We start from the raw sequence: 15267 nt of genomic DNA, 5'->3' as shown, positions 1-15267 counted from the left end.
ATCTCCCACGATAGGCAGCGGCCCGCCAGGGAGCACCCCGGCGGGCCGTTCGTCGTCCCCGGAATCAGACGGTCGCGTTCTCCGTGCTGCGGACCCAATCAACGAGATCCTGCCGTGAGTATAGATCGGCGTTGCCCCGCTTTCCCCTCGATTCGGGGACCGTTCCGACCCGCCGCTGCAAACGCTTCTTCGCGGCCTCGTACGTCCACGGGATCACAGCGTCGTCAACCGCGTCCCGCAGTGTCATCATGTCCCCGTCCCCGGGGACATCGCTGGCCAGCGGGCCTTCAGGGACTCGCGCCGACGTGAGGGCACGCACCTGCGCCTTGTTGAGGTAAGCGACCTGAACTTCAGTGGCCTGACCACCGACGACCATTTGCCACCGGCCGAGAGTGCGAGACGACCGGGGCATAGCGGCCTCAGGCACGAGCATTTTCCAGTTGTTCGTCGTGTACCTGGCCAGGAACCGGATCCCGAAATTCTCCCGAGCTTCCGGACCACCGATTGCCCGCGCCGTGAGCATCTGCGCGATGGCGATCACGTTCACCTTCGCCGAGCGGCCCATGAACAGCAGGTTCGCCAGCGCCGACACGGCCGGCGACCGCTTCGGCCCGCCCTTGGGCCGTGCCTCGGCCCAGTAGTTCACCAGCTGCCCGATCGTGGCGTTCAGTTCCTCGGCGATGACCAGCACCCGCGGCCCCGGATCCCAATCCTCGTCCTCGTGCAGCGCCAGGGTGTTCCGTTCGTCGGCCAGCTGGTCGGTGCGCAGCAGCGCGTCGTGCATCTGCTCGGGCCGGGTGCAGTAGTCGACCCCGGGCAGGCCGAGCAGCGACCGGTGCGAGCCCTTGCGGTCCAGGATCAGCACCCGGCCACCGCGGGCGAGGACCTGGACGGCGACCAGCAGCGCCAGGACGCTCTTACCGGCGCCGCTGCCGGCCGACACGGCCATGTGCGGGGAGTCGTCCCGCAGGCTGATGGTGACGGCCTGGCCGCCAACACCATCCCCGACGTAGAACTCCCACTCGGCCAGCTTCGGCAGCTCCTCGGCCACCCGGTCGTAGCCGACCCGGGCCGGCGGCCGCCGGCGGACCGTCCACCGGGCCACCACCCGCGGCCCGACCTGGTCCCACGCCTCGACCAGCCCGGATACGGGGATCTTGCTGTGGACGATGGAGGACACCAGTTCCCGCTGGTCCTTCGTCAGGTACGGCGTGTCGATGGTCAGCTCGATCCGCGGCCCGTACTGCGGGACCGGCCGGCGGAACACCTCGAGGCGGGCCGCCAGCGGCCGAGCCCGGCGCTGCGCCGCCCACAGCCCGCGCTGCACACGGTCGGGCAGCCACCGCAGGATCGGCTCCAGGTGCTCGCCGTACCACAGCCGGACCGCTTCCTCGGCCGGCGACAGCGGCTTGGCCAGCCGCGGCGTGAGGGTGCCGAGCGACGGGTCGACGTGCAGGTCGACGCCGGTCTGCAAGCCCAGCGGCGGGGCGATCGCGGCGAGGGTCGGCACCACGTACGCGGCGTTGAACCGGCGCCGGACCAGCCGCTGCCTGCCCTTGGCGGCGAGGACCAGGGCGACGCCGCCGCCGGTGACGCCGGCCTGTTCGGGGAACTCGGCGACCAGGCCGGCGGCGACGGGCAGGCCGAGCCGGTACGCCTGCCGCTGCCAGCCGGCGAGCCGGCCGGCGCCGCGGCTCAGGTACGGGTACCCGGTGCGTCCGGTGATGGGCCGGCCGGACAGGAACCGGTAGGAGATCCGCCAGACGGTGTGCCGGCGGTAGGTGCGCCGGATCGCACGCTCAAGGTCGTTCATACTGGGCATTCCCTTCGCGGGGAGCGGGCCCCGGCCGGGCTTGGTAGGCAGCGGCCGGGGCCCGCGCTGGTCACTTCTTCCGCTCGATCCGGCCGTCTTTGCCGGCCACCACCCGGGCCGAGACGATGCCCTTGACGGTCAGCTGCGAGCCCTGGGCGTCGGTCACCACGTACGTGTGGTTGTCGTCCCGCGCGTCCCGCCTGCGGGCCTCGGTGCGAGCCTTCTTCTTCTCATCGGGGGTGCGGTCTTCCCACGCCATCGGTCAACGCTCCTCGGTCTCGAACCGCTGCCAGCTGGTGACGCAGACGTGGAACCCGTTCGTCTCGCTGATGTGCTTCTCGATGGCCCGGACGTCGTCCAGGCTGCGGATCGGCGCCCGCAGGCTGAGGGAGGTGTTACCAACGCCCGCCGGGTGGGTGAAGACGATGAAGTAGGGGGTGTACGTCGGGGGTGGGGTGGGGCTGGTCATCGGGTTACCTCCATCAGTTCGTGTGACGCTCCGTTGACAGGGAATTCAGGTGTCGTTTCCGCAGGTACGGGCTCGGATGGTGACGCGCCACCAGCGACCGGCAGATGACGGCGGACGGTCGACGGGCTGACACCCGCCCGGGCGGCGATCTGCGCCACCGTCCCGTCCGGCAACTTCGCCGCGGCCTTGGCAACCTTCTGCGCGCTCGTGAGCGCCCGCGGCTGCCGCCGGGTGGTGCGCGCCGTCACCTGCTCGACCGCGTCAGCCGGCGCGTCAGGAACCGGCACCGGACCGATCGGCGTGGCGTACATCCACGGGTCCGGCGAGACCTGCTCGGCCGGCTCCGGGTCGGCGGCGGCCAGCGCCACGATGACGCCAGACTCACCGGAGATCCGGCCGCCCAACTCCACCAGGCAGATCGAGGCGACGACCACCAGGCCGTCGACCGACAGCGGCAGCATGTACTGCGCGCCGCCCGTCTCCCCGTACCGCGACGCCACCGCCGCCATGTGCCAGTACGACACCCACGCCGCGATCCCCGCGATGACCGCCGTGGCGGCCCACCGGCCCCACGCCAGGGTGCGCCGGTGAACCGGCACCCGGGAGATCAGCTCGATGGTCAGCAGCAGCGCCAGCGGCGACCACGCGGAGATGATCTGTGAGATCACCCCGCCGTGAGCGTGAAGCACGTTCCCCGCGATCGAGGCCGCGACCCCGAGCGACAGGACGGTCCGGACGCCCCACCGGATCCGCTTCAACTGGGACAGGTTCATCGGTGAGCCTCCTTCGCCATGGTCGACCAGCGGGTATCGGTGTGCGGGGCAGCGGTCAGGGCCAGCTGCGGGCCGAGGACGGCCACGACCCGGGCGCCCTTGCGCGCCTGCCACCGGGACCGGGCCGAGTACGCCGCCCGGCGGGAAGCCCGCCACAGCCGCGGCGACGCCCACACGATCAGGGCCACCAGGGCGATCAGCAGCAGCTTGACCAGCTGGAGCAGCTTGCGGAGCAGGAACAGGGCGCCGGCGGCGGCCGCGGTGGCGATGAACTCGCCGAGCCCGCCGGAACCGCGTCGGCAGCAGCACGTACCGGGGCAGACGCACATCAGGACGCACCCCCCGCCCAGCTGGTCGACACGCACATGCCGCCCGCGCCGACGCTGGCGCCGGTGCAGGGGTGCGCCGCGGTGTTGTGGGCGAACGCCAGCGACGCCAGCACGCCCAGGACGAAGACGGTCTTGTAGACCAGGCGGTTAATCCGGCGGGCCATCAGCGGGCACCGCCGTTCGACGCACCGGCCCGCCGGCCCATGCTGGCCAGCACCACGGCGAGCGCCACCGCGGTGGCCGGCTCCAGGATCAGCAGCTCGTCCGGCCGCCGGTCCGCCTCGGCCGGCTCGCCGGTCGGGTGGTCCTGCTCGACCGTCACCGCCGGCGCCGGGCCGTCCTGGATCAGCCGCACGCGGACCGTGGGGCCGACCTCGACCGCGGCCGACGTGTGCGCCCGGCCGCCCGAAGGCAGCTCGGCGCACTCCCGCGGGTCGCACCACACCGGGTGCTCGGCCGCGGTCACCGGCCGGTCCGCTCGTACAGGGCCCGCACGTCGGCGGCCGTGGCCAGGGAGATCCGCCACTCACGGGCCAGTCGCTCGACCGGCCACGTCAGCACCTCGGTACGGGTGATCTCCCGCTCGGCGCGCCGCTCGGCGGTCTCCGGCGGCAGCGAGGCGGCCAGGGCGTGGACGTCGGCCCGGTCGTGCAGCCGGATGCCGGCCCGGAACGCCTCGTACGGGGTGACGCCGGCGGCCGCGGCGATCTCGACCAGGGTCCGCGGCGGGGCGGCCGGCTGCGGGCGCCGCTGGCCGGGAATGCGGGGGATGCGCGCCATGTCGACGGTGTCGACCTCGGCCAGGTTCGCGCCGGTCGGCGCAGGTACGGATGCGATGATGCTCATGGGTCGGGGACTCCTCCCGATCAAGGCCCTCGGTCAGCGGTGCGAACGCTGCCGGGGGCCGCTCTGTTGGTGCTGAGCTATGCCACTGAGTGTGGCCTACTGATGTGGCTTACGTCAACGGTAGTGGCCACGTTGATTGGCAACGTCATGTGTGGGAGCATCGCCGCGTGACGAGACTCGAAGAGGCCGCCCGGGCGTACCGCAGGGCGAAGGCCGCACTCGACAAGGCCCGGCCAGCACTGGCCGAGGCGATCGTCGATGCGGCTCGCGCCGGTACGAAGCAGGCCGAGATCGTGAAGGTGACCGGCTACACCCGCGAGCAGGTACGCCGGCTCTGCCGGGCCGCCGGCATCGAGCCGGGGGAGTAGTGCCATGTCGTGTCTCACCGCCGTCTCACAGATCACTCAAATGCGAGTGGATCTCGCGGACGTGATGGACGGAATCAGGGCTCCTGACCGGCTAGATCCGTACCCGGCGGACGACCTAGACGCCCGGTAGTTCGCTGGGGGTCAAGGGGTCGCAGGTTCAAATCCTGTCGTCCCGACAGTGTGATGTCTCAGGACATCGGAATAGCCCGAACCTACGAAACGTAGGTTCGGGCTTGTTGTTTGGTGGGTGTGGGGCTCGGTGATCGAGTGAACGCCCCTAGGTTTTCGGAAACGGTTGGCGAGGACAGCGCAGCTGAGAGGCGCTCCGAGGCGGCCGGGAAGAGAGCCGGAAGAATCGCCGCCGGCAGCCGCTAGCGATGGGCTCTCCGCTGCTTGCCTTGTCGGGTGAACTGGCCTGGGCCCGTATCTGGATGGCCGAAGCGACTCACGGCCGATTCATGGAGAACGACCTCGACGGTGGTCGGCTCGGGGCGGAAGCTGCCGGCGGGAGGCGGCGACGCGGGGTCGTGAGCATCCCGACATCCGCCTTTGCGGCATCCACATGGCACACCGTGCAGCCGACCCACCCGCCGGACGTGCTTCGACCTGGCGGGGCAGGCCGGCTACCCCCGGGGAGGTAGCCGGGTGCCTCCCACCGGGGGTTCCGGCGTGACGTCGCTCCTTCGTAGCGTCGCGGGCACCGACACGAAAGTGGGTCGCGTCCACCGTGACCAACTGCCTGTCAGCGCCGACCCTGATGCGAGCCTGCCGGTGGTCCTCGGCGTTGCCGGAGCGGTCTTGTGTTCCTGGATTGCCTGGTGCTGGGCTGGCCAGCCCCGGTGCGCGCGACCAGTAAGGAGGATGAGCATGCACATCAACCGCAGAGGGCTGCTGCGGCTCGGCGGCGGCCTGGTCGCCGGTGCCGCGCTGGCATCGGGATGCCAGAGCCAACCGCTGGGCAACGGAGGCGGTAGCTCCGGCAGCACCGGTCGTCTGCTACGGAGTGCCGGACCGGCACCGCAGCCGTTCCAGGTGCCGCTGCCGGTGCCACCGGTGCTGAAGCCGGTACGCAGTGACGCGACCACCGACTACTACGAGATCACCGAGTCGGTCGGCTCGGCGCGGATCGTACCCGGTCGGGCCACCACCATCTGGGGATACAACGGCACTTTCCCGGGGCCGACCGTGGTCACCCGGCGCGGGCGGGCCGCGGCCGTTCTGCACCGTAACCGGTTGCCGGTGCCGGTGGTGGTGCACCTGCACGGCGGGGTGATCCCGCCGGGCGACGATGGTTATCCCACGCACCTCGTCCTCCCGGAGGGCGGCGCCAGCGCGACGGGCGCACACGCCGGTCACGCCGGGCACGGGAGGTCGGCCGTGTCGGGGAACATCGCGCAGGGTAGCCGCACCTACCGGTACCCGATGGACCAGAACGCGGCGACGCTGTGGTATCACGACCACCGGATGGACTTTACGGGTCCGCAGGTCTATAGGGGACTCGCTGGGTTCCACCTGCACCATGACGCGGTCGAGCTGGCGCTGCCGCTGCCCTCGGGCGAGCGGGACGTCCCGCTGATGATCTGCGATCGTGCGTTCACCGAGGACGGTTCGTTCCACTACCCGTCGCGGGACCCGACGCTGCTCGAAGAGGCCGGTGTCACCGACCGCTACAAGGACGGGGTGCTCGGCGACACCATCCTGGTCAACGGCGCTCCGTGGCCCGTGCTGGAGGTTGATGCGGTGCGCTACCGGTTCCGCATCCTCAACGCCTCCAACGCCCGACGGTACCGGCTGGCCCTCGATCCGCCGCCCCGCTCCGGCACGGCGTTCACCCAGATCGGCAGCGACGCCGGCCTGCTGGACCGGCCGGTGAGCCACGACCGCATCGACATCGCCCAGGCGGAGCGGTTCGACGTCGTGGTGGACTTCGCCGGTTATCCGGTCGGCAAAGAGGTCACGCTGCGCAACGAGTTCGGCAGTGGTGGCACCGGTCAGGTGATGCGTTTCCGGGTGGTCCGGGCGGCCCGCGACGACAGCGCCGTGCCGGATCGGCTGGCTGAGGTCGAGCCCCTGGACCGATCCGCCGCCTCGGTCACCCGCACTTTGGACTTCGACCAGCGGCCGGCCGGCTGGGCCATCAACGGGCGCACCTTCGACCCGAACCGCGTCGACGTCAGCAGCAGCCTCGGCAGTGTCGAGATATGGCGGTTGAACACCGATGCGCACCATCCCATCCATCTGCACATGGGTCACTTCCGGGTGCTGTCCCGCAACGGTCGCGCGCCGGGACGGTACGACAAGGGCTGGAAGGACACCGTTGACGTGCCCACTGGCACCGAAACGGAGATCATCGTGAGGGTCGGCGGCTACAGGGGGCGATATGTCTTCCATTGCCACAATCTGGAACACGAGGACATGGCGATGATGGGCAACCTGCAGGTGATTTGACCCCAGGCCGGCGGCGGCGCTGGTCGCGCCGCAGCTGGCTTCGTCCCTCGCGGTGGTCGGCTGATTTCGCTCATCCCGGATACCGGCGTCGTGGGCGCGCAACCGGCGCCTCCCGCGGGCAGTCCACACGAATTTCTTTCCTCAGGTTTGAACTGCCGGACGCCGCCGCTCGTACCCGAGGCTGCAGCATGGCGCGGCGGGGCTCACGCGCGTGGGCAGGGACGCCCGGCGCGGACGGTGGCAGGGGGTGTTCCGATGCGGGAACGTCGGTACGGCAGGCCGCGCAGGACGGTCGACCGGCGCTTCGCCGGGACCGCCGTCGCGCTGGTGGCGCTGGGCGCGCTCGCCGCCGGCACGGGGATGTCGTACGCGGGCCAGAACGGCCCGGGCGCCGCGGTCACCGCCGCCGCCACGGCGGACTGTTCCCTGGTCGTGCCGCCGCACCCGCTGACCGCGCGCGGCCTGGCCACGCCGTACGAGTTGGTGTCTGCCGACGGCGATCCGGGCGCCTGCCACGAGGCCGACGGGGGCCGGGCGGCGTTCGTACAGGCCAGCGTGGTGGACCCGGCAACCGGGCGGGTCTCCGTCTACAACCCCCTGGTGATCGACAAGGGTGCCCGGCCGGCGGTCCCACCGGTGGTGCCGGCGCTGCCCAGGAACGCCGTGGTCGGCATCTGGTTCGGCTTCAACGGGGACAATCTCACCCTGGACGACTCGCGCGGCAGCCTGGCGGCCGGCAACTGCGTCAACGGCGTGACGGGCTCGATCTTCGGTCAGTTCGCGTACTGCAACGCCCGGGCGTTCTTCACCGCGGCGACCGCGGCGATCAAGGCCGGCAAGCTCAAGGTGCCGCCGCTGGGCACCGGCCGGGACGGCAACCCCTGCCCGACCACCCGGGACTTCACGGTCGTCGACCAGGACCAGAGCGACAACGTGACCACCGCCTACCTCGTCCAGGGCACGACCGTCGCGCAGGACACCGCCGCCAACCGGGCCAGGCTGCCCAACGCCATCGTGCAGGTCAACGGCAGCGACAACCTGCTGCTCGTGCACTTCGTCGACCGGGCGCTCGGCTGCAGCCCGTTCCAGGCGCCCGACCTGGCCGACAACGGGACGCTCACCACCTCGCTCGCGCTCGATGAGCTGCAGGCGGCCGCCGACCAGGCTGCTCCGGTCGCGCTGGTCCCGCCGAACGACCCGATGACCGAAGCCGAGGGCCACCTCAGCGTCGCGAAACTCAACCTCTACCGCCAGGGCGTCGACATGCCGCCCGTCGCCGACACCCGGGACCTGGCCGCACCGTACTGCCAGCAGCTGGTCGAGCTGGCGCCGGCGCGGCTGCAGCGGGACCGCGACCTCACCCGGCGGGCCGCCTCGCCCGACCCCGGCGCGGCGAACAGCCTGTTCACGTTCCTCGCCCAACGGCTGAGCGGCTCCTACGGCAACCTCGGCTGCGGGAGGCTGATCAAGAGTCCCGATCCGGTCCGGCTCAAGGTCCGCGACGGCGTAGCGGTCGACGCCTCGTTCCTCCGCCCACCTGGCACCCCACCAAGCACGGCCCCCACGGCCAGCACGGGCCCGACGGGCAGGCCGTCGGCCAGCCCGGCCCCGACGCGGACGCCGCCGGCCAGCACCGCCCCGAGCCGGACGCCGCCGGCCAGCCCGCGGGCGACGGGCACGCCCCGGCCGACGAGGAGTCGGACCGCGCCGGCGCCGACGGCCCCGGCGCGGGACGCCGGCACCCCGAAGGCCTCGGCGCCGTCCCGCAGCGCCCCGGCGACCGCCACCCCCGCCACGCGCCACGGGACGGCCGGTGCGCAGCCGACGGCCGCGGCGGCGCGGACCGCCGCCGTCCAGCCGGCCCGGACGGCACCGCGGCGGGCGACGCCCACCACCCGGAGCGGCGCCGCGGGCACCCCGACGGCCCAGGGTTCCGACACCGCGGCGGCGGGCGACGGGACGGCGCCGGACGACTACAGCTACGCGAACGACGACGGCGTGGCCTACCCGAAGACCCGAGCGGCCATCGGGCAGGGCAATCTGGCGGCCGGGCCGCCGGCGGCCGGGAAGTCCGGGTTCTTCTCCCTCGCCGCCGACAACCCGCCCGCGCTGATCGGGGGCGGCCTGCTGCTGATCCTGGCGGGCATGTTGATCATGGCGCTGATCACCCGTCGGCGAGCCCGCCGCCCGTACCACCGGTAGGGACCGGCGGGCAGGTGGTCGGGGTGAGGGGCGAGGATGGGGGCATGAGTTCGTCGCAGCCTCTCGCCGGCCCCGGGTCGGCGCCCGAGCACCGCTACCTGCTGGACAACGCCCGGGTGGAGGCGGGGGAGCGGTTCGGTTGGCTGGCCGAGCTGTTCGACGGTGTGACGCGGGGGCATCTCGACCGGCTCGGGGTGACGGCGGGCTGGCGCTGCTGGGAGGTCGGCGCCGGCGGCCGCAGCATTCCTGAGGCGCTCGCCACGGCCGTCGGACCGACCGGTCACGTGCTGGCCACGGATATCAACCCGAGCTGGTTGGACCCGAACGCCGGGTACGAGGTGCGCCGGCACGACATCGTGGCGGATCCGCCGCCGCAGCCGGGCACGTTCGACCTGGTGCACGCCCGGCTCGTGCTCGTCCACGTGCCCGACCGGGCCCGGGCGTTGGCGACGATGGCGGCGGCGCTGCGGCCCGGCGGCTGGCTGCTGGTCGAGGACGCCGACACCGAGTTGCAGCCACTGGCCTGCCTCGATGAGATCGGCCCGGCACAGCGGCGCGCCAACGAGCTGCGGCGGGCCGTACGGGAGTTGATGACCCGCCGCGGCGCGGACATGCGCTACGGCCGCACGCTGCCGCGGGCGCTGCGGGCGGCGGGCCTGGCCGACGTCCGGGCGGCCGGCTACTTCCCGGTCGGCGGGGCGGTCTGCGGCCGGCTGGAGGCCGCGACGGTACGGATGGTCCGGGCCGAACTGATCGCGGCCGGGCTGGCCGACGACGCCGGGATCGACGCGCACCTGGCCGCCATCGACGCCGGCGAGCTCGACCTCACTCTCGCGCCGCTGATCTCGGCCTGGGGACGCCGCCCGAGATGACCGGTGACCTGATCCACCTGGCGGCCGGCGGGGTGAGCCTGGTGCTGGACTGCCGGGGTCCCCGGCTGCCCCGGGTGCTGCACTGGGGATGCGGGCTGCCGGACGCCACCCCCGCGGACCTCGACGCGCTGGCGCTGGCGTCGATCCCGGGCGGCCTGCCCGGCGGGCTGGACACTCCGGCCCCGCTGGCCGTGCTGCCCGAGCCGGCGACCGGCTGGTTCGGGCTGCCCGGCCTGCGCGGGCACCGGGACGGCGAGCAGTGGTCCGCATTGTTCACAGTGGACGAGGTCCGGTGCGCGGCCGACGGTCAGCGGGGCGGCGAACTGCTCGTACGGGCCCGGGACACCGCCAGCGGCCTGGAGCTGTCCCTGCGGGTCCGCATGCTGCCGAGCGGGCTGCTGCGGCTGGGCAGCGTCGTGCGAAATGCCGATCCCGGGCGGTCGTACACGCTGGATGGCCTGGTCATGGCGCTGCCGGTGCCCGGCAGCGCCACCGAGCTGTTGGACCTGACCGGCCGGTGGGGCCGGGAGCGGTCGCCGCAGCGTCGCGCGTTCACCGCCGGGGCGCACGTCCGGGACGGCCGGCGCGGCCGCACCGGGGCGGACGCGTCGCTCGTGCTGGTGGTCGGGGAAGCGCCGCTGGGGTTCCGGTCCGGACTTGCCTGGGGGGTGCACGTCGGCTGGAGCGGCAACCACCGCAGCTACGCGGAGCGGCTGCCCACCGGCGAGGCCGTGCTGGGCGGGGGCGAGTTGCCGCACAGCGGCGAGATCCGGCTCGCGCCGGGAGAGTCGTACGAGACCCCGTGGCTCTACGCCGGGTACGGCGCCGGCCTCGACGAGCTGGCGGCGCGGTTCCACGGCCACCTGCGGGCCCGGCCGACCCATCCGACCCGGCCCCGCCCGGTGGTCTACAACACCTGGGAGGCCGTGTACTTCGACCAGCGGCCGGACCGGCTGCGGGAGCTCGCCGACCTGGCGGCCGAGGTGGGCGCCGAGCGGTTCGTCCTGGACGACGGCTGGTTCCGCGGCCGGCGGCACGATCGGGCCGGGCTGGGTGACTGGTACGTGGACGAGACCGTCTGGCCCGACGGCCTGCACCCGATCGCCGACCACGTGCGCGCGCTGGGCATGGAGTTCGGCCTCTGGGTGGAGCCGGAGATGGTCAACCCGGACTCGGACCTGGCCCGCCGGCACCCCGAATGGATCATGTCGACGGCCGGCCGCCTCCCGCCGTCGGCCCGTAACCAGCAGGTGCTCGACCTGCGCCACGCCGGCGCGTACGACTACCTGCGCGAGCGGCTCGACGCGCTGATCCGCGAGTACGGCATAGCGTTCCTGAAGTGGGACCACAACCGCGACCTCGTCGACGCCGGCGTGCACGGCCAGACCCGGGCCGTGTACCGGCTGCTCGACGAGCTGCGGGCGGCCCATCCCGACCTGGAGATCGAGTCGTGCTCCTCCGGCGGCGCCCGGGTGGATCTGGGGATCCTGGAGCGCACCGACCGGGTGTGGGCCAGCGACTGCATCGACGCGCTGGAACGGCAGGGCATCCAGCGGTGGACGGCGCAGCTGCTGCCGCCGGAACTGATCGGCACGCACGTCGGCGCGCCCCGCTCGCACACCACCGGTCGCACCCAGACGCTCTCCTTCCGGGCCGGAACGGCCCTGTTCGGCCACTTCGGCATCGAGTGGGACCTGACCGCCACCTCCCCGGCCGACCGCGCCGAGCTGCGGGCGTGGGTCGAGACGTACAAGCGGATGCGCCACTGGCTGCACCGGGGCACGGTGGTCCGCGCCGACCATCCGGATCCCGCGCTGTGGCTGCACGGCATCGTGGCCGAGGACGCGGCCCAGGCGCTGTACGCGGTGGTCTCGACCGCCACGGCCGTCAGCGCCCAGCCGGGGCGGGTCCGGGTACCCGGGCTGGACCCGGACCGGCGGTACGGGGTCCGGGCGCTGCCTCCCGGCGACGCTCCCGCCGGCACCCTCACCACGCCGGTGCCGTGGCTGGGCGGCGGCCTGGTCACCAGCGGCCGCGTGCTGGGCGCGGTCGGCCTCACCATGCCGCCGATGCACCCGGAACAGCTGCTCCTGCTGCACGTCACCGAAGAGTGAGGCGCGGCCTCCTCCCCTTGAGGGCGGCGGACACATCAGATGACCCGCGCCTGCTCCCCGCCGGCCCCGGGATGCCGTCTGCCCGGTTCCCGACCGGTGGACGGCCGTTCCAGAGATGTTGCGAAGCCGCTTCGGTCCGACCTAACATCAGATTTCTAGGGATCGATAGGCTTCGACGTACTCGTGATCCCGCCGTCCGCCGAGTGGCGCTGGGAAGGAAGTCCGATGAGAATGCGTCGTCGCCTCTGGCTGGCGGCCGGGATGGCCGCGGTGATCGGCGGGTACGGGGCGGTCACCGTCTCGCCGGCGCAGGCCGCGGCTGGCTGCCGGGTCGACTACGCGGTGAGCAGCTCCTGGCCGGGCGGCTTCGGGGCCAACGTGACCGTCACCAACCTCGGCGATCCGGTCAACGGCTGGACGTTGACCTGGTCGTTCCCGGCCGGGCAGGCGGTCACGCAGTACTGGAACGCCGACATCAGCCAGTCCGGCGCCGCGGTGACGGCCCGCAACGTGTCCTACAACGGCAGCCTCGGCACCGGGGCGAGCACGTCGTTCGGGTTCAACGGCTCCGTGACCGGGAGCAACCCGGCGCCGACGAGCTTCTCCCTCAACGGGGTGATGTGCAACGGCGCCCCGCCCACCTCGGCCCCGCCCACCTCCGCCCCGCCCACCTCCGGGCCGCCCACGTCTGCGCCGCCGACCTCGGGTCCGCCCACGTCCGCGCCCCCAACCTCGGCGCCGCCGTCGTCCCCGCCGCCCGGCGCCACGACCACGGCCTGGCAGAACGGCCGGTTCGTGGTGGACACCCCGAACGTCGTACGGCGCTCGAACATCGTGCTCAACCGGCCCAATGGCGCCACCGGCCAGTTCCTGGGGCTGGGCAACGGGTCCCTGGGCGTCGCCGAGTGGGCCGCCAACGGCTTCACCGCGCAGCTCAACCGCAACGACACGCTCCCGGACCGCAGGTCGCCGGGTCAGGTGGTGATCCCGGGGCTGAGCCGGCTGACCGGGGCGGCGGACTTCCACGGCTACCTGGACCTGTACGACGGCACCCTGCACGAGTCCGGCGGCGGCATGACGATGACCGCGTACGTCCGCGCGGACGCGCCGGAACTGGTCGTGGACGTCACCGGCGCCGACCCGAACAGCAGCCAGAGCGCGCAGGTGAAGCTGTGGAGCGGGCGGAGCCCGAGCGCCCAGGCGTCCGGCTCGGTGGCCGCGCTGTCCCAGTCCTGGACCGACGGCAACGGCTCCGGCGGCACCTCCGGGCAGACCTTCGGGGCCATGGCGGCGGTCAGCGCCGGCGGCCGCAACGTGACCGCGTCGAACCCGAACAACCTGACCGGCCAGGTGAGCTTCCAGCCCAACGCCGACGGCTCGTACCGGGTGATCGTGGTGTCGCCGAAGTGGACCGGCGGGAACGCCATCAGCACCGCCACCAGCCTGCTGGGCAGCGACCTTACCCGCCCGGCGGGAGACCTGGCCGCGAGCCACCTGTCCTGGTGGCACAACTACTGGGACTCGGTGGGCCTGCTGAAGATCACCTCCACCGACGGCTCCGGTGAGTACTTCGAGAACATCCGAACGAGCTACCTGTACGACATCGCCTCGATCAACCGGGACACCCTGCCGGGCACCCAGGCCGGGGTGGCCGACCTGTTCAGCTTCAACCAGGACACCCAGCCGTGGTACCCGGCCGGCTACTGGTTCTGGAACCTGCGGATGTTCATGCAGGCCAACCTGTCGGCCGGCGCGTACGACATGAACACGCCGATGTTCACCCTCTACCGGACCAACGTGTCCAACATCGCCGCCTGGACCGCCGCCAACTACCCGGGCCACCAGGGCATCTGCGTCCCGGAGACGATGCGGTTCAACGGCAACGGCAGCTGGTACGCCGGCAACGAGTCCTGCGACTCGCGGATCAACCCGAGCTACAACGCCGAGACGGTCACCAGCGGCGCCGAGATCGGGCTGTGGATCTGGCAGACGTACCTGGCCACCGACGACCGGGCGTTCCTGTCCGCGAACTACCCGGTCATGCGGGAGTCGGCGAGGTTCCTGCTCTCGCACGCCACCACCGGCTCGGACGGCAAGCTGCACACCGTTTCCAACGCGCACGAGACGCAGTGGCACGTCAGCGACCCGATCACCGACATCGCAGCCATGAAGGCGCTGTTCCCGGTGGTGGTCCAGGCCGCGCAGACCCTCGGCGTCGACTCCGACGTGGTGAGCCAGCTCAACGCGGCCATCCCGAAGATCCGCGACTATCCCACCACCAGCTCCGGCGGCGTCACCGTGTTCACGAACTCGGCGCAACCGTCGGCCCAGCTGCACAACGTCGAGAACCTCGGCCTGGAACCGGTCTGGCCGTACAACCTCATCGGCGACAACGGCGGCCAGACCCAGCTGGCCCGGGACACGTTCAGCCGGCGGCCGTACCAGACGAACATCGACTGGAACTTCGACCCGCTGCAGGCGGCCCGGTTGGGCCTGGCCGGCGACGTGAAGTCCACGCTCAGCGCGCTGAACAGCAAGTGGCAGCTGTTCGCGAACGGCATCTACTGCTGGGACAACAACGCGGCCTCGCCGTACCTGGAGGGCACCGGGGTGGCCGCGGCCGGGCTCACCGAGGCGCTCGTGCAGGACTACGACGGCCTGCTGCGGGTGGCGCCGGCCTGGCCGAGCGGCTGGGACGTGGACGGCACGGTGTTCATCCAGCACAGGGGCCGGGCGCACGTGCAGATCCGGGGCGGGAACATCGTGACGTTCTCGGTCGACGCGGGCGCCACCGGCACGATCACGGTCCGCAATCCGTGGCCGGGTCAGAACGTCACCGTCGTCGACGGCGCCGGCAACACGGTGCTGAGCAACCAGACCGGCTCGACCATCGCGATCCCGGCCCAGGTCGGCGCGGCGTACCTGATCCAGCGCGCGTCGGCGCCCACCACCGCGCTGCCCTTCTGGGCCGTGTCCGGCAGCCCGGCCACCGCACCGAAGACGCTCGGCAGCCGCACGATCGGCGTCCGCTGA

At 72.4% G+C, this 15267-nt stretch carries 14 protein-coding genes; 6 read left to right on the top strand and 8 right to left on the bottom strand.

Annotation, left to right across the window (positions count from 1 at the left end):
• Positions 1-64: 64 nt before the first annotated feature.
• From ACFFHU_RS31420 to ACFFHU_RS31385, 8 genes are all read right to left on the bottom strand, one after another.
• Positions 65-1813, bottom strand: a complete 1749-nt coding sequence (locus ACFFHU_RS31420; RefSeq protein WP_377344186.1) for a helicase HerA domain-containing protein — start codon at positions 1811-1813, stop codon at positions 65-67.
• A gap of 70 nt (positions 1814-1883) precedes the next feature.
• The gene (locus tag ACFFHU_RS31415) at positions 1884-2072 is read right to left on the bottom strand and encodes a hypothetical protein (protein ID WP_377344185.1); all 189 of its coding nucleotides are present in this window, start codon (positions 2070-2072) and stop codon (positions 1884-1886) included.
• Positions 2073-2075: 3 nt separating this feature from the next.
• Entirely contained in the window at positions 2076-2282 is a 207-nt protein-coding gene (locus ACFFHU_RS31410; RefSeq protein ID WP_377344184.1) for a hypothetical protein, read from the bottom strand.
• Positions 2279-3055: a DUF2637 domain-containing protein gene (locus ACFFHU_RS31405; RefSeq protein WP_377344183.1), complete on the bottom strand. Its 777-nt coding sequence runs from the start codon at positions 3053-3055 to the stop codon at positions 2279-2281. Before ACFFHU_RS31405 ends, ACFFHU_RS31410 begins: the two co-directional genes overlap by 4 nt.
• The gene (locus ACFFHU_RS31400) at positions 3052-3384 is read right to left on the bottom strand and encodes a hypothetical protein (RefSeq protein WP_377344181.1); all 333 of its coding nucleotides are present in this window, start codon (positions 3382-3384) and stop codon (positions 3052-3054) included. Before ACFFHU_RS31400 ends, ACFFHU_RS31405 begins: the two co-directional genes overlap by 4 nt.
• On the bottom strand, positions 3384-3548 hold the full coding sequence (locus ACFFHU_RS31395; RefSeq protein WP_377344180.1) for a hypothetical protein: 165 nt from the start codon (positions 3546-3548) through the stop codon (positions 3384-3386). The genes ACFFHU_RS31400 and ACFFHU_RS31395 overlap by 1 nt, the downstream gene beginning before the upstream one ends.
• On the bottom strand, positions 3548-3850 hold the full coding sequence (locus ACFFHU_RS31390; RefSeq protein WP_377344179.1) for a hypothetical protein: 303 nt from the start codon (positions 3848-3850) through the stop codon (positions 3548-3550). The genes ACFFHU_RS31395 and ACFFHU_RS31390 overlap by 1 nt, the downstream gene beginning before the upstream one ends.
• Positions 3847-4230: a hypothetical protein gene (locus ACFFHU_RS31385; protein ID WP_377344178.1), complete on the bottom strand. Its 384-nt coding sequence runs from the start codon at positions 4228-4230 to the stop codon at positions 3847-3849. Before ACFFHU_RS31385 ends, ACFFHU_RS31390 begins: the two co-directional genes overlap by 4 nt.
• A gap of 167 nt (positions 4231-4397) precedes the next feature.
• Between ACFFHU_RS31385 and ACFFHU_RS31380 the strand changes: the two genes are divergently transcribed.
• From ACFFHU_RS31380 to ACFFHU_RS31355, 6 genes are all read left to right on the top strand, one after another.
• On the top strand, positions 4398-4598 hold the full coding sequence (locus ACFFHU_RS31380) for a hypothetical protein (RefSeq protein WP_377344177.1): 201 nt from the start codon (positions 4398-4400) through the stop codon (positions 4596-4598).
• An 867-nt stretch (positions 4599-5465) separates the two neighbouring features.
• Entirely contained in the window at positions 5466-7046 is a 1581-nt protein-coding gene (locus ACFFHU_RS31375) for a multicopper oxidase family protein (protein WP_377344176.1), read from the top strand.
• A gap of 255 nt (positions 7047-7301) precedes the next feature.
• On the top strand, positions 7302-9248 hold the full coding sequence (locus tag ACFFHU_RS31370) for a hypothetical protein (RefSeq protein WP_377344174.1): 1947 nt from the start codon (positions 7302-7304) through the stop codon (positions 9246-9248).
• 44 nt (positions 9249-9292) lie between these two features.
• Positions 9293-10120, top strand: coding sequence for a methyltransferase domain-containing protein (locus ACFFHU_RS31365; protein ID WP_377344173.1), 828 nt, complete (start codon positions 9293-9295; stop codon positions 10118-10120).
• Positions 10117-12234 carry an alpha-galactosidase gene (locus tag ACFFHU_RS31360; protein WP_377344172.1) on the top strand — a complete coding sequence of 706 codons (2118 nt, stop codon included), beginning with the start codon at positions 10117-10119 and terminating at the stop codon, positions 12232-12234. Before ACFFHU_RS31365 ends, ACFFHU_RS31360 begins: the two co-directional genes overlap by 4 nt.
• 225 nt (positions 12235-12459) lie before the next feature.
• Positions 12460-15267, top strand: a complete 2808-nt coding sequence (locus ACFFHU_RS31355; RefSeq protein ID WP_377344171.1) for a cellulose-binding domain-containing protein — start codon at positions 12460-12462, stop codon at positions 15265-15267.

Source organism: Plantactinospora siamensis (assembly GCF_042434095.1).
In the GTDB taxonomy this organism is placed as follows: domain Bacteria; phylum Actinomycetota; class Actinomycetes; order Mycobacteriales; family Micromonosporaceae; genus KBS50.
This window is presented reverse-complemented; position numbering and strand designations above follow the sequence as displayed.

Coding starts and splice junctions, on each gene's coding strand:
- ACFFHU_RS31400 (WP_377344181.1), bottom strand. CDS start 3,384: ATGTGCGTCTGCCCCGGTACGTGCTGCTGCCGACGCGGTTCCGGCGGG.
- ACFFHU_RS31415 (WP_377344185.1), bottom strand. CDS start 2,072: ATGGCGTGGGAAGACCGCACCCCCGATGAGAAGAAGAAGGCTCGCACC.
- ACFFHU_RS31355 (WP_377344171.1), top strand. CDS start 12,460: ATGAGAATGCGTCGTCGCCTCTGGCTGGCGGCCGGGATGGCCGCGGTG.
- ACFFHU_RS31420 (WP_377344186.1), bottom strand. CDS start 1,813: ATGAACGACCTTGAGCGTGCGATCCGGCGCACCTACCGCCGGCACACC.
- ACFFHU_RS31405 (WP_377344183.1), bottom strand. CDS start 3,055: ATGAACCTGTCCCAGTTGAAGCGGATCCGGTGGGGCGTCCGGACCGTC.
- ACFFHU_RS31365 (WP_377344173.1), top strand. CDS start 9,293: ATGAGTTCGTCGCAGCCTCTCGCCGGCCCCGGGTCGGCGCCCGAGCAC.
- ACFFHU_RS31375 (WP_377344176.1), top strand. CDS start 5,466: ATGCACATCAACCGCAGAGGGCTGCTGCGGCTCGGCGGCGGCCTGGTC.
- ACFFHU_RS31395 (WP_377344180.1), bottom strand. CDS start 3,548: ATGGCCCGCCGGATTAACCGCCTGGTCTACAAGACCGTCTTCGTCCTG.
- ACFFHU_RS31370 (WP_377344174.1), top strand. CDS start 7,302: ATGCGGGAACGTCGGTACGGCAGGCCGCGCAGGACGGTCGACCGGCGC.
- ACFFHU_RS31410 (WP_377344184.1), bottom strand. CDS start 2,282: ATGACCAGCCCCACCCCACCCCCGACGTACACCCCCTACTTCATCGTC.
- ACFFHU_RS31385 (WP_377344178.1), bottom strand. CDS start 4,230: ATGAGCATCATCGCATCCGTACCTGCGCCGACCGGCGCGAACCTGGCC.
- ACFFHU_RS31360 (WP_377344172.1), top strand. CDS start 10,117: ATGACCGGTGACCTGATCCACCTGGCGGCCGGCGGGGTGAGCCTGGTG.